Genomic DNA, 21,626 nt, shown 5'->3' with positions numbered 1-21,626 from the left:
AAATATTACTCACCTCTATTAGTGATGGTTATTTTGTAACTATTATAGTTACATATTTAAAGTAAGTCAATTCTTTTCTCTGCATGGCCTAATAACAAAGAAAAGGACCTCGTTGTGAGATCCCTTTCTTTGTTATTATAGTTGGCTTACTCCGCCGCCGTCTCCTCTATTATCTGCTGGTGCTCCTCCTGTGTCACCTCTAGTATAATCTGGTTTTACTGGCGCTCCTCCGTCGCCTTTATTAAAGCTAACATAGTCTGGTCTTGCTGGTGCTCCACCTGTTTCTCCTATATTTAATGCTTGATTTGTAAACGCACTGTTAACTCCAATTGATAACGCACCTACTAGCGCAATCCCTAACATTCCAAAGTGAATCTTTTTCATTATTTTAGCGCCCCTTTTTTTAATAATTTTTTCTGAGCTTTATGACTCATGTAAAAATAATAACTTGCTTTATTGTGATTCTCTTCTTTATAAAACCTTAGAGCTAACATTTCAGCGTATTCCTGTATACACTCCCATAGCTCTTCTTTTTCAAAATAAGTAATACCTTCTAAAACTACTTGCTCTAAGCTTAATGTAGGTGATTTTTCGTTTACACTTTTCAAAATCATAAAACGATAGTGAAACTCTTCCTTATTTAATTCTTTACAAATATCCAAACCTTTTTCAACCAGATCTGCTGCCAATTGATATTGCCCTAATTTATAACATTCACGTGCTTCAACAAATAGCGCTTTAAAAAATTTCGGCTGTTTTTTTGTAACTTCGGATGCATGGCGAACTGCAAGTTCCGATAAATCTTGACTAGCATACAAAAAGGCTAAATTATGACGCACCATTAAAATATATTTTTCATAATTTACCTTTTGGAAAATATCCATAGCAGCATTAAAGCTTTCTTCCGCGAGTTCATAATTTTTCAAATCTACACAGCACAGACCAAAAGCATTTTCACATAGCGCTATATTTATTTCACAACCTATATGTTTTTTGAACTCTTCTTTCGCTTTTCTCAAATAGTCAATTGCATTAACTTGTTGATATGTCTGATAGTAAAAATTACCCATACGATAATCAAACTCTGCATTTTCTAAAGAATGCGAAACGTATTTCAGTAGTTCATTTGCTTTTTCATAACTTTCCTTTGCATCGCTATATTTAGACGTTGAAGTGCAATATATTCCTTTAAAAAAATGATAATAATACGCTAAAAATCCTTTAGTTGGAATTTCAAAAGATTCTATTCTCTCAAAACTATTTTCTTTTATATTCAACCAATCCGTCAGCATTTTATATCTAAAATCTAATAAGGTAAAATACAAAGATAACTCCTGATCCACGTCCAAACCACTAATCTTACTATCAATCTCCTCTTTCATTTCTGTGGCTTTCTCTATATTTTGCTGCAACATTACACGATACCAATCATCTAAAGAATGTTTCATTTGCTCCCTTGTTACTACATCTACTCCCATACACTCGCATCCCCTTTTCTTAAGCTTGCAAAATTAGGATATTTATACAATTATCAAAATTGTATAGTATCACCTCTTTTCTATGTATTGAAAAATAATTGTCAGAAAGTTTATAATTTAAATGAATTATACCAAATATTTCTATTTAGAAAACTTGAGAAACATTTTTCAGAAAATTTTGTAGAACAAATAAAGTGAAACTTTAATCAGTGGGGGTTTTATCCGTCCCCCACTGATTATTAGTTAAACCAATCGGGCATTAACGGGCAGCCCGACCCCCACCTAACTTATTTGCTTTCCCTGAATTTTGAGATGGGGGTCTTACTGCCCTGCCCATTAAAGCGGGATAAAAATAACCTTAGCTCAGCAAATATCCGAACTAAGATTACTTTAAGTACAATGCTTCATGATTCTTATTCTATCTTGGCGCAAGTTAAACAATAGAGTGTATATCAAAAATGGATTTTCTGAATACTTCCGAATTAGAACCGTAAAAATGAGTTTATAAAATTGTACACTTGATTTTCACATAATGAAAAAAGAGCACTGAACAAATATCAGCACTCTTCCTCATCACCCTCGTTATTTACACACAGTTGTTCCGCTATTTCTTGTACCCGTTCCATCGTTATTCCTTCTCTAAATTCCACAGCTAGAGGATGGTCTGTCGGCTCTAGTTCAATATAAGGACGAATGCCATCGGCTCTCAGATGAACCATCGTTTTTAAACTTACTGTTTCCAACTCATATGGTAAATCCGTCGAAAGCCACCCAAACATTGGCTCTAATAATTGTTGTTTATCCCAAAATTCATTCACCTTATCAAAATTCGTTTCACTTAATGAAACCCATACACCCCATATGAAATGTTCATTTGTACCAATGATAGGAATTTCAATACTCCCTCGCATAAAGAAGTGTTCTCCATCCATCACGCATAAATCATCGTTCATTTCAAATCTAGCTTCTCGCTCTTCAGGTTCAGCATCATAATAATAAACAGGAGCTGATGATCCATAGCTCCTTGGAATTTCTTCATGATATGTACCGCAGCACCTACAAGTATATCCACTTATTTTCGTCATTCTATTCCTCCATCAGTTTTACATTCATTTTAGCAAAATACTTATAAAGCGAAAATAAAAAAACAAGCAGTTCCAGCGATCAGCTAAAACTACTTGCTCTCCTACTTATTATTGCTACTCTTTAATAAATTCCTTCGTACTTCTCACTGTATCAATTGGACGAACTAATTTTTCGATTTCTTCACGTTTTGGCTCTAGGAACGGAGGTAAAGATAATTTTTCGCCAAGTGTTTCGTATGGCTCATCTCCCATAAATCCTGGGCCGTCTGTTGCAAATTCAAATAAGATTTGTGGTGCAACTCTTGCGTATAATGACTCGAAGAAGTGACGGTCTACATAACCAGATGAAGGAAGTCCTACACTGCTGATTCTCTCGATCCATTCTTCTAATACAGCGCGATCTTCTACGCGGAATGCAGCATGGTGAACTGTACCAAAACCTTGTCGTGCTTCTGGAAGAACCGTATTATGTTCTACAATAACAGATGCACCGTTTCCGCCTTCGTTTACTTCAAATAAATAGAATTCTCCTTCTTGCGCAACCTCTTTAAATAATAGAACTTTTTCTAACACTTCTTTAAAGAAACTAAAGTTTGCAATGCGGATAAATACAGGGCCTAAACCAGTAATTGCATATTCTAATGGAACTGGACCTTTTTGCCATGGTGTTCCTGATTCAATCCCTTTATCAAGTTCATCTGAGATTAATTGATAGTGTTGGTCATCAAAGTCAACGAAAGAAAGAGTTTTCTTACCAAATTGCTCTTTAATTCCTGTATGCTCCACTTCCAGACGGTCAAAGCGCTTTACCCAATACTCTAATGCCGCATCAGTTGGAACACGGAATGAAGTTTTTGAAATTTCATTTGTACCGTGTACTCCTTTTGGAATACCAGGGAAGTCAAAGAATGTCATATCTGTTCCTGCACTACCTTTATCATCTGCAAAGAATAAATGATACGTTTGAATGTCATCTTGGTTTACTGTTTTTTTAACTAAACGCATTCCTAAAACGTGAGTGAAAAACTCATAGTTTTTTTCTGCACTACTTGTAATCGCTGTAACGTGGTGAATTCCTTTTAATTGGTTCATTTTATATTCCTCCAATAGTTTCAAATTTTATATTTTCTCTTCTATTACTTCTCTTCTATAGGTGCTAAATTCGCTTCAATTTCTGCACGCTGATCTTCTAAGAACGGTGGTAAATCAAGTTTTTCTCCTAAATGTTCCACATCGCCATCAACTGTAAATCCTGGTCCATCTGTCGCAATTTCAAATAAGATTCCGTTTGATTCGCGGAAATATAAGCTTTTAAAATAGAAACGGTCGATGATTCCTGAAGACTGGAAGCCTCTTTGTATCACCTGTTCTTCCCAATAAGCAAGCTCTGCATCATTTTTCACACGAATTGCTAGGTGGTGAATGCTACCGCGGCCCGGTTTTTCAGTAGGACCATCTAAATATTTCACAACGATTTCTCCAAAAGCCTCGCCTTTAATGGATTGAAAAATTGCTTCCTCTTCGCTGCGGCTAACTTCTGTATAACCGAACATCTCTGTAAGTGTACTCGCCATTTTATCAAGTCTACGAACTGTCATTTCCACAGAACCCATTCCTTGAATTTGATGCTTTGCAGGAACTTCTGATTTCTCCCAAGTTTCCCAATGCTCTACTTTTTCTCCGTTTGAAACGAGTAATACTAAACGAAGACCTTCAGCATCCTCAAATTGCAAAGCAGGACGATTTGCATATGTTGTTATTTCACTATGTTTCACATCAAATGTCTCAAATCGTTCTTTCCAGTAATGTAAGCTATCCTCTGAAGGAACGAGTAATCCAATTCGAGTAATCGCATTCGTACCGCGGTACGTTTTTCCTACTAAAGGAATTTCAAAAAACGATAATTCCGTACCTGGACTTCCTGTTTTATCTCCATAAAATAAATGATACATTGATGGATCATCTTGGTTTACTGTCATTTTCACGCGACGTAAACCAAGCACATTTTTATAAAAGTGATTATTTTCATTTGCATTTTTCGTAACCATTGAAATGTGATGATGCCCTTTAATTTTATACATTCGTAATTCCTCCGTTTCATTTTACTAGTCAAGTGATACCTAAAAAATAATATGCTTCTTAGCTTTTTAATTTATTCTCATTATATTTTTGTACATTCATCTTAGCTTTTACTGAATAAGTTACTTTGTTTTGTAAATCAAAAGCAAGTGAGTGTATGTTTTTCATATGACTCAATCGCTTTCGTTACTATCACTTTACACCTCAAGTGATTAAAAAGCAAGAGATTTATCTCAAATTCGAGATATTTTTTTATTGCATAATATTTTGAACTGGAAAACGATGAATTTCTATATGGGCTAGCGTCATAAGAATGTGGATTTACAACGCTAAGTCTTTTTTATAAACTTTTCCTTACGTTTTCATGTATCCATTTCCGCATCAGCTGTAACGTCCCTCTAACATAATTGTTATCATATTTCTTCCTTCTAATTGGAGCGGAATTTGATAAGAGTGATGCGAACACTGCATCTTCCAATGTGTTTCCCACTCTATTTGTTCATCCGAACGAAACTGAAGAGTTGCTTGAAGGATTGGAAAACGTGCTTCAGTTCCCCTAAATAGGAAGTAAGTATGTATCACGTTTATGATGATTTGAGCAAGGGGATACTGCAAAAGTGGTGCAATGAAGGGGGAATATAAAATAAGAAGATAAATCTAGAAAGAATATCTAGTTCGATCTTCTTTTATTTCTCATTAATGCATTTTTACCCTTAAAATAAAATACTCAATAGGTGGATTATTCTTCATATCCTCAAAATCAGGTCTAATTTTAAAGTCAAATTCATTTGTTATATCGCTCAATGAATAAAGGTTTGTTCCATCTACACTTGTATGAGGAGCAATATATCCTCTTTGATCCCAATTCCCTTTGAAATCTGATGGTATTGTACTTTTTCCGTTTTGTTCTATTTTAGCCCCAGGTGCACCAGAAAAAATAGTTTGGTTTGTAGTGTTATTAATTGTGTACTTCACACGAACTATATTATCAGCTTGTTCAACTTTATGAACTGTAACAATAATCCCATGTTGTTCTAAAGTTACACTTGTAGCCGATTGCTCTTGATTTTGATTAGGTTTTTGTTCATTATTGTTTGAATTATTATTCGAGTTATTACTATTATTAGTACCCCATTCATTATTTGTATTAGTGTTATTATTACCATTAGAATTGTTTGCATTGCTGTTATTGTTATTATTGCCATTAGAGTTATTTGCATTGCTGTTATTGTTATTACTGCCATTAGAGTTATTTGCATTGCTGTTATTGTTATTATTGCCATTAGAGTTATTTGCATTGCTGTTATTGTTATTATTGCCATTAGAGTTATTTACATTGCTGTTATTATTATTGCTTGAATCATTATTATTGTTTTGTTGTTTACTAGATTCAGCATTTGTTTTTTCTTTGTTATCAGTTACACCACAAGCTGCCATAGAAAATGCCAATCCCGTTGCTAATAAAATTTTCCCCGATTTTTTCTTCAAATATTTCATGGTATCCTTGTCTCTCCCTCTTCAGATCCTATTGTCATTTAAAAAAAGAATACTAGATCCTTCTCAAACAATCCAAAAAATCCCTTTATATGTATATAATTTTACAAGAAGTCACCATTATAGTCAAAGTTATTTGTATAATTAGAAACTTAAATCAATTAGGTGCATATTAAAAAGAAAGAACAAAAAAATTTCACGTGAAATGTAACTTATATAGACTTAACTTGATAGAGATGGGGGCTCACCCACATTGTAATGAAAATATACTTTAAACAAATTTCAACATAAAATTTGGATCTTATTTTTAGACCTATTGTAAAGGCTGAAGAGATTCTAACTTTAATATCTGTCATATTCAATCGACACACATCTAAAAAGTTGATACGCTCCCATTCTAGTGGCAAAATATGTTTTATTAGTTCTTCGTTACACCCATGCGTACTTCTTAACTATTTCATTTAATTTCCAATAAAAAAACAGCCTCACTAAGCGTATTAACACTTAATGAGGCCACTTTATTCACACTATTAATTATGGAACGACGGCTTATAGAACGAACGATTATCAAGAGCAAAGACACGCTCAGTGTATTCACCTGGTTTTGTGCGTCCTAATGCGCGGTCCATCATGTTCATTTTTGCATCTAAGTTATCGATGTAATGCAGAATTTCTGCTTCTTTTACTAATGGTGGTTTTGGGCTACCCCATTCTGCTTTTCCGTGGTGAGAAAGAACGATATGTTGAAGAATTAATACTTCTTCTGCATCGATTTGCAGCTCATCTGCTGCTTTCCCAATTTCGTTCACCATAATCGAAATGTGGCCTAGTAAATTTCCTTCTAACGTATACGTTGTAGAAATTGGGCCAGATAATTCGATTACTTTACCAAGGTCGTGTAAAATAACGCCTGCATATAGTAAGTCTTTATCTAATGATGGATATAGATTTGAGATAGCTTTCGCTAAATCAAGCATCGATACGACGTGATAAGCTAGTCCAGATACGAACTCGTGATGGTTCTTCGTCGCTGCTGGATAGTCTAAAAATTCGTTTTGATGCTTATTTAATAAATGTCTTGTTAGACGTTGAATGTTCGGGTTTCTCATTTCAAATATGTATTGCGTAATTTTCTCAACCATGTCTTCTTTTTTCACTGGTGCTTTTTCTACGAAATCTGAGATGTCCGTTACTTCATTTTCATTCGCAACTCGAATTTGTTTCACACGTAATTGAATACGTCCTTTGTAGTTTAAAATATCTCCAGCTACTTTCACGATTGTTTCCGCTACATATTGTTTCTCAACTTCTGGTGATACGTCCCATAACTTCGCTTCAATATCTCCACTTGGATCTTGTAAGATTACTGTTAAAAATGGCTTTCCATTGCTTGCGATACCTTTTGTCGCTGTTTTAATTAACAAGAAAATATCGACTTGTTCACCAACTTCATACTCTGCAATTTTCTTTTTCATTCGAATTCCTCCACCAAATCAGTTACTTTTAGTATAGCACACTACAACTCATTTTCTTTACGCTTATGCGTTAATTTTATAATCTGTTTTTCTGTAAAATACGCGAGTAAATGCGCATGGCATGTAAAGAAGATCACTTGTCTATCCTTTGCAATTTCCTTTATAAGTTCAATCGTCCGATTCGTCCTTACCGCATCAAAGTGTACGAAACTATCATCAATAATAAATGGATAATCATGCTCAAATGTTTTTGCTAATGCAAATCTCAGCGATAAATACAACTGCTCAGCTGTCGCTTGGCTTAGTTCATGACTATAAAAACGCATACCATCGTTACGCTCTACAATAAACGGCTCCGCCTCTGACGGTGAAAAGATTTTACTATATCGTCCGCCTGTTAAATAGACGAAATACTCTTCTGATTTTTGTAAAATACGAGGAAGATGTACTTCATGATAATATTGCTTCGTTTTCGTTAACACTGTCTTTGCAGTCGCATACGCAGCCCACTTCTTCACTTGTTCACGCACTTGCGCTTTTTTCATTTCCCATTCGTGCAGTAAATCGCCGTACGTACTACCTTCTTCTAAATTCGCAATTTCCATACGATGTTTCGCAATGCGCTCCGTCAGTTCTTTTTCTTGTGCCAGACATTTTTGCGCGGCTATCAGTTCTTGCTTTAATTTCTCATCATAACCGTCAGCTTCGTAATGTTCAGCTAATGATAAACTCGTTAAACGTTGTTCTAACAGATCAATTTGCGGCAATAAACGCCCAACTTGTTTCTCTGCATCTTCACGTTTTTCCGCTAGTGTACCTGCCTCTAAAAACATCTCTTCATTTGTAGACTCTGCGATATGCCATAAACTGTCTCGTTCTACTAACAGTTGTTTCAATTGTTCTTGCATGAACTCATATTCTTCTTGCCATTCCGCCAGTTTTTCTTTTAACTGCTTACAAGTTTGGCGTTTTTCTTTCTCATTTTGCATACGGCTTTGCGCCTCGTGCAGCTTACTATACTCCGCACTACCGATAACAGTTTCTAGTTTATGTTCAAATTGCGAAATCATTTCATATAATGAAGATTTTCGTGTGCCTTGCTTCTCTAATTCACGATATAATTGCTGCATTTTTTCCATACGCTCAAACGCCGGCAATATGTGCGCATACGTATAAAATTCAGGGAACGTATAACGCTTTTTATACGCATTGACTTGTTCGCTCATGCGGAACGTTTCTCCCTCCCATTCCTCATACGATGAAACGACTTTATCATACGCTCGCTCCATTTGCTGTAATTTATAAGACTCACGCTCAAATAGTTTACGTATCTCTTCATCTTTTTCTAACTCATAGCGCACAGACATCGCTTCTTCACTTTGCCTTCCGCCAGCACTTTGCTGTAGAGTAAGAAGTTCTTCTTGTAATCCACTTGACGGATCTTTATATAAAACGAGGGCAAGAACAATCCCTACAAAAACGATGACGCTAATAAATAAGAGCGGGCGATTGTCTATAAATAAGCTTGTGAATAAAATGCCTGTATTAATAAGAAGTAACAGAAGACAAACTCTTTGCCACTGCTTTTTCTTTTGCATAGCCGCTCCTGCTTTTTCCTCGTACTTGCGCTTCATTCTCTCTGCGCCCATACCGATAAACGCCGCATCTTGGAACGATTTCTCTTTCTCAACTAACGTGTTTCGCTCTTCATCCGCTAACATTTGTTGCTTAATCTGTCTTATATTTTCTTCTTGTTCTTCTAATTGCTCCTGCGCTACTTTAAAACGATCATCAAGCTGTGCTTTTTGCGTTTCTAATTCGCGCGCCTTTTGCACCGTTTGCGTAATTAACTCTTTCGTCGCCAAACTCATATCAAACGAAAGAACTGTTTCTTCTTCAAATGTAGCACCGATCTGCTGCTCGAGTTCCGCAAGCTCTTCTTTTATATTGGTAATCCTCCCTGTCACATCACGCATTTCTTGGCGTGCATTTTCGTAAGACATATGCTGCATACGAAGTTCTTCTACATAACTTTCTTTTTGTAAAAACTCTTCATCTATTTGAATCGATTCCATTTCCGATTGCACTGTCTCTATTTTTTTATGGAGCGAATCAACTTGCAACTGAAGCGGCTCCATTTTTGCCTTAATCGCTTCATAACGCGCCATTCCGTTTACAGGAAATTGCCCGTTCTCGTTTTCTAGCACTTTCTCATGCGCACGCTTTTCAATAACGAGAGGTTCTAGTGCTGCTAATATTTCATAATCTTGCTTTCGTTTTTCTGCACTCTCTTTTTCTGCGCGAACAAACGCCAATTTCTCTTCACTTTCTTTTAACTGCTCCACCTGTTTTTCATACGTGCCAATTTTCCCTTGCCACTCTTTCATCTTCTCTTCCAGTTTCTTCATCTCTTGCAGTGACACGTTAATTTCTGGCTTACGCCCGCTCGGCTTAAAACGCTGATCCATTTCTTTCTCTAGCTTTTTATCGAGCTGCAATAACGCATCACTTCCGACTGTGCTTGCTGAAAATAAATAATTGCCGATGTCCGCTTCACCAAGCTGATGAATGTTTTGAAGACCGTGCATATCAAATGAAAAGACAGATTCAAATAAGCTCTCATTCATCCCGGTTAATATATCGTGTAAAATTTCTTCGCCGCCCGTTTTCCCGTCTTCAAAATAAACGGTTACTTCACCAGCGGCCGTCTTTGGCAATCGTTCAATTTTCAAACGGCCGTACTTTTCTGTCTGTACAGTCATCGCCCCGCCATACTTGCCGCCTTCTTTCGGTTCATAACGGCGCTGTCCTCTCGTCGGAAAACCGAATAAAATACTTTTCATAAACGAGCGAATTGTCGATTTACCCGCTTCATTTTCACCGTATAACACCGTCAGCATTGACAGATCCATTTCCACATTTTCTAATTTTCCGTACCCATAAATATGGAGTTTTTCCATTCTCATTTCTTATCCCTCTCTTGCTGGAATAATTGTTCTAAAATAATATTTTCTGCTTCCTTTTGAATCTCTTTCTTCTCTTCTTCTGTAAAAGATTCAATACTATTACGCGCTACAGGAGATGTCCAAATACTGCGCAGCACGCCGTCCATATTGGTGAAAGCTTCTAACTCTTTTAGCACGCTACCGACGAAATGATTTTCTTCTTTCAACCGCTCGATTTCCGCAAAAGAAACCGTCTCATTCTTCCACTTCATCGCGTATACAAAATCTTTTCGCTCTTCGCCAGCTGTTAAAATATGAAAAATTTCTTCCACACGTTTTTCATCACGTAAATAAGGAGAAAGTGGCCCCTGTCCTGTAAATACGACAGTTAATAGCGTACCTTCCTCTTCTCTTCGGCACTCATTCATCGCAGTTGACACTGCTGTCATAAGTTCATCAACAGTTTCAAGTCCATCAATACAAACTTCGATTTCATCCCATACAACATCTGCCGTATGGAAAAATGAACATTGCGTTCCTTGTTTCGTAAGTTCAATAAGGTACGCACCCTTCTCGCCTGTTTCCTTACGATGACGACCTTGTATATTCCCTGGATAAATAATGTATGGCTCTTCTGATAAAATTTCACGTTTATGTATATGGCCAAGAGCCCAATAATCAAACTGCTTTTCTTTCAACTCACGAATTTGAAACGGTGCATAGCGATTATGCTCTGCATCTCCTTCCACACTTCCGTGAAGCATACCAATATGAAAAGGCGCATCACTCATTTTCGTATACTGCGCTGTCATATTATCCGTTACCGCTTGCTGCAAATAACTAAACCCATAAATAGAAGCGAATAGCTCACCATTTTTATAAAATGATTTCTCTTCTACATACGGTTCCGTAAACACATGAACATTTTCCGGAAACTCAATTGCTGCCCAGCTTCCTCCTAAATGATCGTGGTTACCGTGAATAATAAAAACAGGGATATCGTACTGCGACAGTCTCTTCATTTGCTCGCGCACAAACACTTGCGCCCTCAAACTTCTCGTCTCCTCATCATACAAATCCCCGGCTAGCAATACGAAATCAACGCGCTCTTGAATCGCTTTATCAACAATACGTTCGAACGATTCAAACGTACTTTGTTTCATTCTCTCCCAAACAGACTGCGATACATTCATCTCCATCCCTTTAAACGGACTATCCAAATGCAAATCAGCCGCATGTATAAACTTCACTTGTTTCACAAATAACGATCCTTTCTATGTTTCAAAAGTTTCACCTTATTGTAACACGCAATGTCACATATTTCTTTGCATATTCTAGTGATTTATGCCAAAATAGTTATAAGATTCTGATTTCTATCATTGGAGGGAATTTTCATGGGAGTATACGTTCTAACAGTCTTTGAAAAAGATGGTTCAAAAGCATTGGACGAATCATTCGAGGCGGCAACTGAAAAAGAAGCGAAAACAAAAGGTGAATCTCTTTTACGAGAAAAAGGATTGTATGAAAAAACACATCGCTGCACATCTTCTGCAGGTAAGCTCGTTTTATTCCAGCGCTAAAAAAAGAAGCGTCATCCGCTTCTTTTTCACTCAACTATATCTTCGTCACACCACGTAAACACCACATCTAGAATACGATTACCGATACGTACGCGCTTATTCCATTTTCCTGTTTGGATCTGATGTTGCAATTCCGCTTTCATCTTTTCCGTCCAGTCGTGAATCGTTTCACTACCGTCGTACGGATATACGCCTGGAAACTCTTCCTGCAGTAGATGCAAGCTCTCTGCATCAAAATGAAAATGGAAGAAGTAGTTTGCTGTAAGCGATGGTTCTTGCAATCGTAAAAAATGATCATCAATTTGCTTTCTATTTCGATAGAAAGTAAAGATATTCACTTTACCGCTCGTAATTTGGTCAATTTGAATTTCGTGCTTCTCTATAATCACGTCTTGCCCACCTCGTTATATACTACCTTTAGTATATATGTCTTTTGCAACAAAGTTAACCATTTTCGCGCGAAATTCATTTCCTTCATTATAATCCTGTACCTCCATATGCAATCAGAACAAATAAAACAAAGTTGAAGGGGAGCGATTGCATGTATTTCGGAAGCAAAGGTTGGTATGTAAAAGAACTTAAAAAATTAGGTATCCGTACTTATGAAGGTAAAAAACTAGAGTCGTATCGTACGCATGTATTATCTAGTTTACTTGAGAGAATGAAGAGAGCTTCGGCTTAATAAAAAATAGAAGAAGCTACTTTTCAAGTAGCTTCTTGCTTTTGAAAAATTTACTATCCTTTGTACCAATCATAGCCTAAATGAATAGCATTCGCCTTCATATAAGACAATGAATTCTCCTCAAGAAACGTCTCATAGTCCACAAAATTATCCATTCCAAACCTATCATTCCGAAACCACGTTGCGTCACATTCATCACAAACGTATACAACTTTATTTATATCTTTAATTTCTGCTTTATAAACGAGACCATTTCCATCACACCTTGGACAAACAACTTTCCCTTTAAATGGCTCCATTTAGACTTCCTCCATCACAAACTTTTAAAGCCTTAACTATATAATAGAATGAATAATTTTTCTTTTTAAGCCATATGTTTTATTTTGTAATTATTTTTTATTTTTTTCTTTTATCTTCTCTACTTCATTTTTTATATCCTCAGATACAGCCACATCTATATTCTCTTTATATTTCTTGTACTCTTGGAGTAGCATGTTTGCATTTTGATTAAATGTCACCAAAGTCCCACTAGGTGATTCTGTTTGTTCCTTTAAAGATGTAATGGTTCCGTACATCTTTTTGTATTCATCATAAAGTTCTTTATACTTATTTGGATTTTCTTTCGCAGCTTCAAACATTGTTTTTAATTGACCTTCCATATCGCTATATATTACAGAAGATTGAGCTACCATTGAATTTAGAGATTTTCTCTTAGCATGAATAGCTACGTTAAAGTCTCGGCGATCATCAATAGCTTTAGACCAAACTTCGGAATATTGCGGTAAAACAAAAGTAGCAACAAACCCCATTAGTTCAATATTATAATAAAATTCCGCTGCCGCTTGAACATATCTAGCTTCACGTTCCTTTTTTTCTTTTGCTTCTTTAGCATTTTCTTGTAATACGTTCATACTCACAAGGGCTATGATAATTATAATAACCCCTAAAATTCCCCAGATTATCTTTTTATTCATGCTGACTCCCCCATTTATGTATAATCTTTAAATTATATTTATAAAAACAAAATAAAAGCACTCTTTCGGGTGCCTTTAACTTTAGTTTTTGTTTGGCTAGTTCTTCGTGTTTACTCCCTTTTTTAAATTTCTATTCCCTATATATTTAACGAAGTAAGTAACCAAGCTGAAAATGCTATAATAAATCCAACTACACTAAGGGGGAAAATTACTTTGCAAGGAAAACACATTCAATTTCACAAGTTCGGCAATCCAAAAGATGTATTACAAGTGGAATATAAAAATATAGAACCATTAAAAGAGAATGAAGTTCTCGTTCGTATGTTAGTTAGACCAATTAATCCATCTGACTTAATTCCAATAACAGGAGCGTACGCACATAGAATTCCGTTACCTAACATACCTGGTTATGAAGGTGTTGGTATTGTAGAAGATGTAGGAGCTTTTGTTTCTAGAGACCTTATCGGCAAACGTGTTTTACCGTTACGCGGAGAAGGTACTTGGCAAGAATATGTGAAGACGTCAGCTGACTTTGTAGTCCCTATTCCGGATTCTATCGATGACTTTACAGCGGCACAAATGTATATTAATCCTCTTACGGCGTGGGTTACTTGTACAGAAACGTTAAACTTACAGAGTAATGCCGTTTTATTAGTGAATGCTTGTGGGTCCGCTATTGGGCATCTTTTCGCGCAGTTATCACAAATTTTAAACTTCCGATTAATTGCTGTTACAAGAAATAATAAACATACAGAAGAGTTACTGCGCCTTGGTGCTGCATATGTAATCGATACTTCCACTACCCCGCTTTATGAAACCGTTATGGAATTAACGAACGGGCTCGGCGCGGATGCTGCGATTGATTCTATCGGGGGACCGGATGGAAATGAATTAGCTTTCTCCTTACGTCCAAACGGGCACTTTTTAACGATCGGTCTTCTATCAGGAGTACAAGTGGACTGGGCAGAGATTGTCACAAAAGCAAAAGTGCACGCGAACATATTTCATTTACGACATTGGAATAAAGACGTACCGCCATATAAATGGCAAGAAACGTTTCGTCACTTAATTCGCTTAGTGGAGAATAAACAATTACGTTTTATGAAAGTACATTCTACGTATGACTTAGCGGATGTAAAAACTGCCGTTGATGTTGTGCAGTCTGCAGAGAAAGCTAAAGGAAAAGTATTTTTGATGAGTTATTAAATACAAAGGAAACGTATAAAAAGGATTCAGTTTAGCTAACAGTATTGATCAGAATCTCTTGCTTTAATTTCAGATACAGATTATTAAAACGTTTTATTTCATTTTGATACTTGTGGAGATTACTATGTCCGCTGTAGGTTTCTATTCCTACTTCGGTTAGTTTGTTAATTACTAATTTCCATTCTTCCCATACTATTGTTTTACTTAGCTTTCCATTGTAAAATGTATCAAATTGGTCAATAAGATAAAAGTTTGATAATATCTCTGATACATCCCTTTTTGTATGTAATGCAACAATGCAAAAAGGGATTATTTGTTGTGTAGTTGGTATAGATTCTTTAGTAAAACTTATTCTCTTTTCTAACCAATGATTTATACCTAAAACACCAAATGCTGTATCAATAGGAATCCATTTTTCAAGCTGTTTGTTGTAATATTCCAGCCATCTATGGTCGTTATGATTCCAACCAAAGATCGAATAGAAATCTCCATGTGTTTCAATTAAATGAAGAGAAAAGTTTTGTCTTTCCATACTTTTGGGATGAGAATTTATTTCCAAGATCCACCTAGTTTCTATTCCGATATGAGTTAATACTTTTTCAACTACCTTTGCCTGTTCAGCGCAATTCCCTGCTTTTCGCGCTAGAATCTCTTCTACTGTCCTGTCCACATAGTCAGTTTGCACCCATTCAAATTCTTCATTTAACCAAGAGAAAATTGTATTCACCTTTTCACTTTCATTTTTTATTTCTCGTATCCTTGCGTTAATTTCATTAGATATTCCAACATGAAATGCCAACTTTAAGTTTCCCCCCTTCCCTTTTTCATCTACAATATTTTAACATATTTTCCAATTTCCGAATAATAAAACCGCATTAATATTCACCAAAAAGGTTAGAGACGAAAGATCTCATCCCCGCTCAATTAAAAAACTGTAAATATATGGTATAGTTTAATTAAAAGGTGAAAGGAGACTCTAACATGTGGTTACTCACGGCAATTGCGCCTATTGTAATAGTTGGAGGAATTGTAGTGTATGTGATTGGAAGGCTTAAACATAAATATAACAACGGCACATTAGGTAAGAAAAAGTCAAAAAACGCTCAAGTTTTATTAGATAGTTTCATACCAATGGGAATGCTCGTTGGCTGTATAATCGGTTTGATTTTCGGCATGTTTTTCCCGGATTATTCACTTCTTGCAGTGAGTTTAGGAGCTGGAATCGGCTATTTATTTGGCTTTTTCGCTTATGAATTTTATAGCAAGGCAGGAAACAATTATTCATAATCAAAAAAAGAAGCGACCTTGGAATAAGCAAGGACAAAAAAATCCCCTCAAAGCATAATCTTCGAGGGGTGAGCCTGTTTTTTTATTTACTTATATACGTACAGCTGTACCACTTACAGCGACCATTAACATTCCATCACGAACTACTTCGTAATCTACGTCAACACCAACGATAGCGTTCGCACCTTTTTGTTTTGCAAGTTCTTTCATTTCATCCATTGCGATATCACGAGCTTCTTTTAGCTTACTTTCGTAAGAACCAGCACGACCACCGACAACATCACGAACAGAAGCGAATAAATCGCGGACAATATTTGCACCCATAATAGCTTCACCATTTACAATATCGATATACTCAATAATTTCTTTACCTTGAATTCCAGACGTTGTTGTTACAATCATGACTGACACGCTCCTAATAATTTGTAGTTTTAATAAGCTTTCTTATGTCTTTATTATGACATGGAACAAACAATGAATCTATTGAATTACCTTACAGGAATGTGACAGTTTTGTAAGAATACAGCGACTATTTTGTTTAATAAAGCGCTTTAACATTAGGATACATAAACGATTCCCTATTTTCTTTCCAGTCGCGTTCTACTTCTTTAAAAGTTGGTCGTCCTAATTCTTCATTGTTTTCATGTTTACGAAACCATTTCTTCACATACTTCTCTCCATTTTTACTTTGAACTGTACAAAGTAAACTATTACAGATTTTCCGAATGGGAAAGCCCACTACGGTGCGATAGTCCCCTCCCCCCTTTAGGGGTGGGATGGTAGTGAGGTTAAATGCGATGTACAGACAAAATATCGAAAGTATGTTCTGTACATCAAGTATTTGAAATGGTATAATTTTCATAACAGACAAGTAAAAGTCTCTAAAACAATCTTGTTCTCTGAAAACAGAATACATATGAGGTTGGGGTAACAAATTCTTCTACTCCGTAAAATGTATTGAGTCGTCAAGTACAAGACGCTAAAACACATTTGAGAACTCACAATCTGACTCATTTGGTAATAGAACGAGTGCCGTATCTGCTAAATGCACTGGATACGGAGTGGTGATGGCACACCGCAATCTTGCACGTCAGCGATACTAGAAATAGACTTCGCCTTTGGTAGCAAGAATCCCACTGACGTTAGTCAGCTTGCGGCTTTAGCCGTGGGAGTGTCAATATAAGCCCTTCCTCTCTTATAGTCATACGACTCCTCGGTCGCGCCAAAGTTGTAAGATCAAAAACGATATTTACTTTGTTTACATTTTATTTAAAGAAATCAGAGTTATAAGCATGATGCTTATCAAATATTTTGTAGATTTCTAACTTATCATCTAATTTTGCATCTACTAAAATTAATATATTTCCATCGTAAATATATTCTTCATACTTTTTAGCATGTTCTTCAGGGATTCCTAATCCGATAAATGCTCCTATTAAACTTCCAGCTCCTCCGCCAATACCGGCTCCTCCAATAGCTGCTGCGATAGGTCCCGCTGCTACAATTGGACCCATTCCAGATACGGCAAGTACACCAAGACCTGTTAATAAACCTCCGAGTCCTCCTGCTACTCCTCCTGCTACAAGCCCTGTCGCTGAAAAGATATCTGCTTTATGTGCAGTTTCATGATTCACTTTCTCACCTGATTTTTCTTCCAGATGTTCAATTTCCTTTTGATCTTTCGCAATAGCTGAAATGTTATCTGCCGAGTATCCTTTTTCCTTTAATTCATTAATAACGAGTGCCGCATCATCAATTGTTTGAAAAACACCTACTATTTTTCTATCCACATTCATAACTATTAACCTCCTAAAGTTTTATATAATATATCTTTATTACTCTTCGTTTTTATATACACTAATTTTTTTATTCACATATCCATTCACAAAAAACGCCAATAATAAAAGGATTACAAGAGAACTACTTAACAAGTAAATGAAATCAAATGTAATATCCGTTATCATTTTATCCATATGTAACAGTCTCCTTTTTATTTAAAGTAAAAGTATAAAACCTTACAATTCATCTTCGGTCAATCTCTTTGTAGTATATGTATACCCTCCATAACTCTTTCTAAACGTAAAAAACTATAATTATATTTTTTAAATTTTATAGGTTTAAGATTTTTTTAAACGGGTATGTTTATATTGTTATGCTTATTATATGGAAAGGAATATTACGATGAATGCCATTCACTCTACTACTATTCTTTATAATGAAACACCTACAATAACGCAGATTCATCATTTTTATGCTGTAATGACAACATTTCAAACAAATGTATTTATAAGTAAACACGGAACACTTACTGCTATTAAAAATTTAAGCACATTAGTATCATTTTTCCTTACTGTAAAAAAGAGAGAGCTTGTATTATTTATCTTTGAAGGAATAGATGCAAAAAAAGCTTTAAGAACACTCTTTCCTTCTTAAAAGTTTTGTTATCCCCCTATTCCCTCAATTGTTACTTTTCATATATCGTTTTATACTTCAAAATGATTTCTTCTATTCAAAACGAGACCCCCTAATACAATAGGGGGATTTCTAGTTTGGCCCTATGAAAACTGATATAATATATATTACGTTTTTCATTCTTTAAAATAGAAAACTTTTAATAACCTTGAAGGTAGGAATTTTTAATGAAATCGGAAACAAAATTTAGTATTCGCTACAAAATTATGGCTGGTTATTTAGTTATCATTTTGTTCTTACTTATTTCTTTCATTATGCTAAACAATGAGATTTCCAATTTACAAAAATCTCGTAATTTTATTATTGATCACGATTTTAAAGTTCTTAATTTAACGAATCAAGTGGAGAAAGAATTGCTAACAATTGAAAATAAAGCGAAGGGCTTTATCACTTCTAATAACGCGAATTATCTGCAATCTCTTAACTCTGCCGAAAAAGATTATGAAAAACATTACCATGATCTTTTTTCTTTATTAGAAGATAACCCATCTCAGCAAGAAAAATTAAAACAGATTAACGGAAATATTACTAATTGGATAAATAAAGAAATTCACCCGTTAATTGCAAACCATAATAGTAATAACATACAAGAAATCGACACTACCGAAATTCAATCATTGCAATCACAGCTAACTGACTTCCGTAGCACTGAGGAGCAATTAACGAAAAAAAGAGCTGCACAATTAGATACGGAAAATAATAAATTAGAGATTTGGTTATACAGTTTATTGTTCTTACTTTCTTGTATTTCCATTATCATTTCACTCTATATTTCGAATTCCATTACAAAAACGATTAAAAATGTAATTCAAGCTATTAAATCCATTTCTTCTAAAGAAAAAATTACGGAAAGAATTCATGTAAATACACATGACGAAATAAAAGATCTTGCTCATACAACAAATCACCTACTGGACGAAATATCGAAAAGAGAGTGGTTACAAACGGAGCTTGCAGAATTAATTTTAATGTATCAAGGTGTATCCTCTATCGAGATGTTAGGCAACAAAATTTTGAGTGGCATTATACAAAAAACGCAAACTTCTTGCGGTGCATTTTATGTACGTGAAGAAGTTGAAGAAACTGTCTACTATGTAAAGAAAGCTTCTTTCGCTGAGCAAGGTGCTGATATTGGAAAACACTCTATTAAAATGGGTGAAGGTTTCATTGGACAGTCTGCTTTAGAAAAGAAAAGTTTTATTCTGAGGGACATACCTGAAGAGTTTCGTTACGTTACTACTGGATTATTAGAAATACGTCCTAAAAATATACTAGTCATCCCTGTCTTATTTGAAGATGAAGTAATTGCAGTAATGGAGTTAGTAAGTGTAACTGAGATCTCAGACTTACATCAAGATTTCATTCAACAAACTGTTGATAATCTAGGTTTAACAATCCATAGTATTATGGGACGTATGCGAATTCAAACTCTTTTACATGAATCACAAGCAATGACAGAAGAGTTACAAGTTCAATCAGAAGAATTGCAAACGCAAGCGGAAGAACTACAAATGCAAGCCGAAGAATTACGAACAACGAATGAACAATTAGAGTCTAGAACAGAAGAAGCTGAACAAAAGACAGCTGACTTACAAATTACGAAATTAGAATTAGAAGAAAAAGCAAGCGAGTTGTTACGTAGCTCAAAATATAAATCAGAATTTCTAGCAAATATGTCACATGAATTACGCACACCATTAAATAGTATTTTACTATTATCTGAAATGTTAAAAGAAAATCATGACAATCATCTATCCGATGATGAAATTGAATTGGCAACCGTTATTCATTCATCAGGAAAAGATTTGCTTACTTTAATTAATGACATACTAGATTTATCGAAAGTAGAAGCCGGAAAACTAGATGTCATTTTTGAAGCAACGAACATAAGTGATATGGCAGCAAGTATGCAGCAAAACTTCTTACATATCGCTGCACAAAAAAATGTAGAATTTACTGTTGAAGACAGTGACACGATTCCTAATCTGTTTTATACAGATGCAAAACGGATTGAACAAATTATTAAAAATTTATTATCCAATGCATTTAAATTCACGGAAAAAGGATCTGTCTCTTTACATTTCGATTCAATAGAAGCAACTAATTTGAGCCATGAAATGCAGTCTATCAGTAATGATTGGATTACCATTTCGGTAAAAGATACTGGTATTGGTATCGCTAAAGAACAGCATCAACTTATTTTCGAAGCCTTTCAACAGGCAGATGGCGCAACGATTCGAAAATATGGTGGTACAGGCTTAGGATTATCTATTTGTAAAGAGTTTGCTAGATTGTTAGGTGGTTGGATTACGTTACAGAGTCATGTAGGAGAAGGCAGTACTTTCACTGTATATATTCCTAACCTTCCAAATGGATTAACTGATATACAAGTATCCAATTTAGAAGTGGCAGCAACGGTAGATGAAGTTATTCCTGCTGAAGTTGTGGAGGAAACTATCGTGATTCCAGAAACTAATAACGTCTTCCAAGAGAAAACCATTTTAATTGTCGATGATGATCATCGAAATATATTTGCGTTACAAAATGCACTAGAAAAACAACATGCTAACATTATTACTGCACAAAACGGTATAGAGTGTTTAGACATACTAAAAAACAATACAAATATCGACCTTATTTTAATGGATATTATGATGCCGAATATGGACGGTTATGAAACGATGGAACATATCCGAATGAACTTAGGATTACATGAAATACCTATTATCGCATTAACTGCGAAAGCAATGCCAAATGATAAGGAAAAATGTTTATCTGCTGGCGCTTCAGATTATATAAGTAAACCATTAAATTTACATCAACTCTATTCAGTAATGAGTGTATGGTTAATAAAATAAGTGAGGTTTCG

The 21,626-nt window shown here is 35.4% G+C and carries 23 protein-coding genes; 6 read left to right on the top strand and 17 right to left on the bottom strand.

Annotated elements, in window-relative coordinates; translation table 11 throughout:
* Window positions 1-135: 135 nt before the first annotated feature.
* The 9 genes from MKY00_RS05375 to MKY00_RS05335 all read right to left on the bottom strand — a co-directional run bounded on the left by MKY00_RS05375 (window position 136) and on the right by MKY00_RS05335 (window position 11,815).
* A complete protein-coding gene (locus MKY00_RS05375; protein ID WP_016716707.1) occupies window positions 136-384 on the bottom strand; it encodes a Phr family secreted Rap phosphatase inhibitor in 249 nt (82 codons plus the stop codon).
* Window positions 384-1,478 (bottom strand): response regulator aspartate phosphatase, encoded by a 1,095-nt coding sequence (locus MKY00_RS05370; RefSeq protein WP_341034615.1) that lies wholly within the window; start codon window positions 1,476-1,478, stop codon window positions 384-386. Before MKY00_RS05370 ends, MKY00_RS05375 begins: the two co-directional genes overlap by 1 nt.
* 557 nt (window positions 1,479-2,035) lie before the next feature.
* Window positions 2,036-2,563 carry a DUF2199 domain-containing protein gene (locus MKY00_RS05365; protein WP_016716705.1) on the bottom strand — a complete coding sequence of 176 codons (528 nt, stop codon included), beginning with the start codon at window positions 2,561-2,563 and terminating at the stop codon, window positions 2,036-2,038.
* A gap of 114 nt (window positions 2,564-2,677) precedes the next feature.
* Window positions 2,678-3,655 carry a ring-cleaving dioxygenase gene (locus MKY00_RS05360; protein WP_001072547.1) on the bottom strand — a complete coding sequence of 326 codons (978 nt, stop codon included), beginning with the start codon at window positions 3,653-3,655 and terminating at the stop codon, window positions 2,678-2,680.
* 44 nt (window positions 3,656-3,699) lie between these two features.
* A complete protein-coding gene (locus MKY00_RS05355; RefSeq protein WP_016716704.1) occupies window positions 3,700-4,644 on the bottom strand; it encodes a ring-cleaving dioxygenase in 945 nt (314 codons plus the stop codon).
* Window positions 4,645-5,338: 694 nt separating this feature from the next.
* Window positions 5,339-6,139: a hypothetical protein gene (locus MKY00_RS05350; RefSeq protein ID WP_016716703.1), complete on the bottom strand. Its 801-nt coding sequence runs from the start codon at window positions 6,137-6,139 to the stop codon at window positions 5,339-5,341.
* 527 nt (window positions 6,140-6,666) lie between these two features.
* Window positions 6,667-7,611: a 3'-5' exoribonuclease YhaM gene (gene yhaM / locus MKY00_RS05345; RefSeq protein WP_000726638.1), complete on the bottom strand. Its 945-nt coding sequence runs from the start codon at window positions 7,609-7,611 to the stop codon at window positions 6,667-6,669.
* A 41-nt stretch (window positions 7,612-7,652) separates the two neighbouring features.
* Window positions 7,653-10,577 carry an ATP-binding protein gene (locus tag MKY00_RS05340; protein WP_016716702.1) on the bottom strand — a complete coding sequence of 975 codons (2,925 nt, stop codon included), beginning with the start codon at window positions 10,575-10,577 and terminating at the stop codon, window positions 7,653-7,655.
* Window positions 10,574-11,815, bottom strand: coding sequence for a metallophosphoesterase family protein (locus MKY00_RS05335; RefSeq protein WP_016716701.1), 1,242 nt, complete (start codon window positions 11,813-11,815; stop codon window positions 10,574-10,576). The genes MKY00_RS05340 and MKY00_RS05335 overlap by 4 nt, the downstream gene beginning before the upstream one ends.
* 135 nt (window positions 11,816-11,950) lie before the next feature.
* Between MKY00_RS05335 and MKY00_RS05330 the strand changes: the two genes are divergently transcribed.
* Window positions 11,951-12,136 carry a YhzD family protein gene (locus MKY00_RS05330; protein WP_016716700.1) on the top strand — a complete coding sequence of 62 codons (186 nt, stop codon included), beginning with the start codon at window positions 11,951-11,953 and terminating at the stop codon, window positions 12,134-12,136.
* A gap of 26 nt (window positions 12,137-12,162) precedes the next feature.
* Here the strand turns inward: MKY00_RS05330 and MKY00_RS05325 are convergent, their stop codons facing one another.
* Window positions 12,163-12,525, bottom strand: a complete 363-nt coding sequence (locus tag MKY00_RS05325) for a hypothetical protein (RefSeq protein ID WP_000582776.1) — start codon at window positions 12,523-12,525, stop codon at window positions 12,163-12,165.
* A gap of 152 nt (window positions 12,526-12,677) precedes the next feature.
* Between MKY00_RS05325 and MKY00_RS05320 the strand changes: the two genes are divergently transcribed.
* The gene (locus MKY00_RS05320; RefSeq protein WP_000273537.1) at window positions 12,678-12,818 is read left to right on the top strand and encodes a YflJ family protein; all 141 of its coding nucleotides are present in this window, start codon (window positions 12,678-12,680) and stop codon (window positions 12,816-12,818) included.
* Between the two features lie 53 nt (window positions 12,819-12,871).
* Here MKY00_RS05320 and MKY00_RS05315 read toward each other — a convergent pair whose 3' ends face one another.
* On the bottom strand, window positions 12,872-13,117 hold the full coding sequence (locus MKY00_RS05315; RefSeq protein WP_016716699.1) for a hypothetical protein: 246 nt from the start codon (window positions 13,115-13,117) through the stop codon (window positions 12,872-12,874).
* 90 nt (window positions 13,118-13,207) lie between these two features.
* Window positions 13,208-13,792, bottom strand: a complete 585-nt coding sequence (locus tag MKY00_RS05310) for a hypothetical protein (protein WP_016716698.1) — start codon at window positions 13,790-13,792, stop codon at window positions 13,208-13,210.
* Window positions 13,793-14,005: 213 nt separating this feature from the next.
* Between MKY00_RS05310 and MKY00_RS05305 the strand changes: the two genes are divergently transcribed.
* Window positions 14,006-14,998, top strand: a complete 993-nt coding sequence (locus MKY00_RS05305; protein WP_016716697.1) for a zinc-dependent alcohol dehydrogenase family protein — start codon at window positions 14,006-14,008, stop codon at window positions 14,996-14,998.
* A gap of 31 nt (window positions 14,999-15,029) precedes the next feature.
* Here the strand turns inward: MKY00_RS05305 and MKY00_RS05300 are convergent, their stop codons facing one another.
* Window positions 15,030-15,797 (bottom strand): transglutaminase-like domain-containing protein, encoded by a 768-nt coding sequence (locus MKY00_RS05300; protein ID WP_000864010.1) that lies wholly within the window; start codon window positions 15,795-15,797, stop codon window positions 15,030-15,032.
* Window positions 15,798-15,979: 182 nt separating this feature from the next.
* Here MKY00_RS05300 and MKY00_RS05295 point away from each other — a divergent pair, with 182 nt between their 5' ends.
* The gene (locus MKY00_RS05295; protein ID WP_016716696.1) at window positions 15,980-16,285 is read left to right on the top strand and encodes a hypothetical protein; all 306 of its coding nucleotides are present in this window, start codon (window positions 15,980-15,982) and stop codon (window positions 16,283-16,285) included.
* 90 nt (window positions 16,286-16,375) lie between these two features.
* On the opposite strand, the gene MKY00_RS05290 is transcribed toward MKY00_RS05295, so the two are convergent.
* The 4 genes from MKY00_RS05290 to MKY00_RS05275 form a co-directional block, all read right to left on the bottom strand.
* Complete coding sequence (locus tag MKY00_RS05290; protein WP_000637511.1) at window positions 16,376-16,687, bottom strand: YbjQ family protein; 312 nt, start codon at window positions 16,685-16,687, stop codon at window positions 16,376-16,378.
* Between the two features lie 136 nt (window positions 16,688-16,823).
* The gene (locus MKY00_RS05285; protein ID WP_029141070.1) at window positions 16,824-17,024 is read right to left on the bottom strand and encodes a DUF4028 family protein; all 201 of its coding nucleotides are present in this window, start codon (window positions 17,022-17,024) and stop codon (window positions 16,824-16,826) included.
* Window positions 17,025-17,550: 526 nt separating this feature from the next.
* Window positions 17,551-18,081 carry a general stress protein gene (locus MKY00_RS05280; RefSeq protein WP_016716694.1) on the bottom strand — a complete coding sequence of 177 codons (531 nt, stop codon included), beginning with the start codon at window positions 18,079-18,081 and terminating at the stop codon, window positions 17,551-17,553.
* Window positions 18,082-18,120: 39 nt separating this feature from the next.
* The gene (locus MKY00_RS05275) at window positions 18,121-18,258 is read right to left on the bottom strand and encodes a hypothetical protein (protein ID WP_000359813.1); all 138 of its coding nucleotides are present in this window, start codon (window positions 18,256-18,258) and stop codon (window positions 18,121-18,123) included.
* Window positions 18,259-18,466: 208 nt separating this feature from the next.
* Between MKY00_RS05275 and MKY00_RS05270 the strand changes: the two genes are divergently transcribed.
* The gene (locus tag MKY00_RS05270; RefSeq protein ID WP_000991343.1) at window positions 18,467-18,718 is read left to right on the top strand and encodes a hypothetical protein; all 252 of its coding nucleotides are present in this window, start codon (window positions 18,467-18,469) and stop codon (window positions 18,716-18,718) included.
* A 206-nt stretch (window positions 18,719-18,924) separates the two neighbouring features.
* On the top strand, window positions 18,925-21,615 hold the full coding sequence (locus MKY00_RS05265; RefSeq protein WP_016716693.1) for an ATP-binding protein: 2,691 nt from the start codon (window positions 18,925-18,927) through the stop codon (window positions 21,613-21,615).
* Window positions 21,616-21,626 lie beyond the last annotated feature (11 nt).

It is taken from the genome of Bacillus sp. FSL R9-9834, from assembly GCF_038006905.1.
In the GTDB taxonomy this organism is placed as follows: domain Bacteria; phylum Bacillota; class Bacilli; order Bacillales; family Bacillaceae_G; genus Bacillus_A; species Bacillus_A pacificus.
The sequence above is the reverse complement of the archived record's forward strand: the minus strand, read 5'-3'. Positions and strand labels throughout refer to the sequence as shown.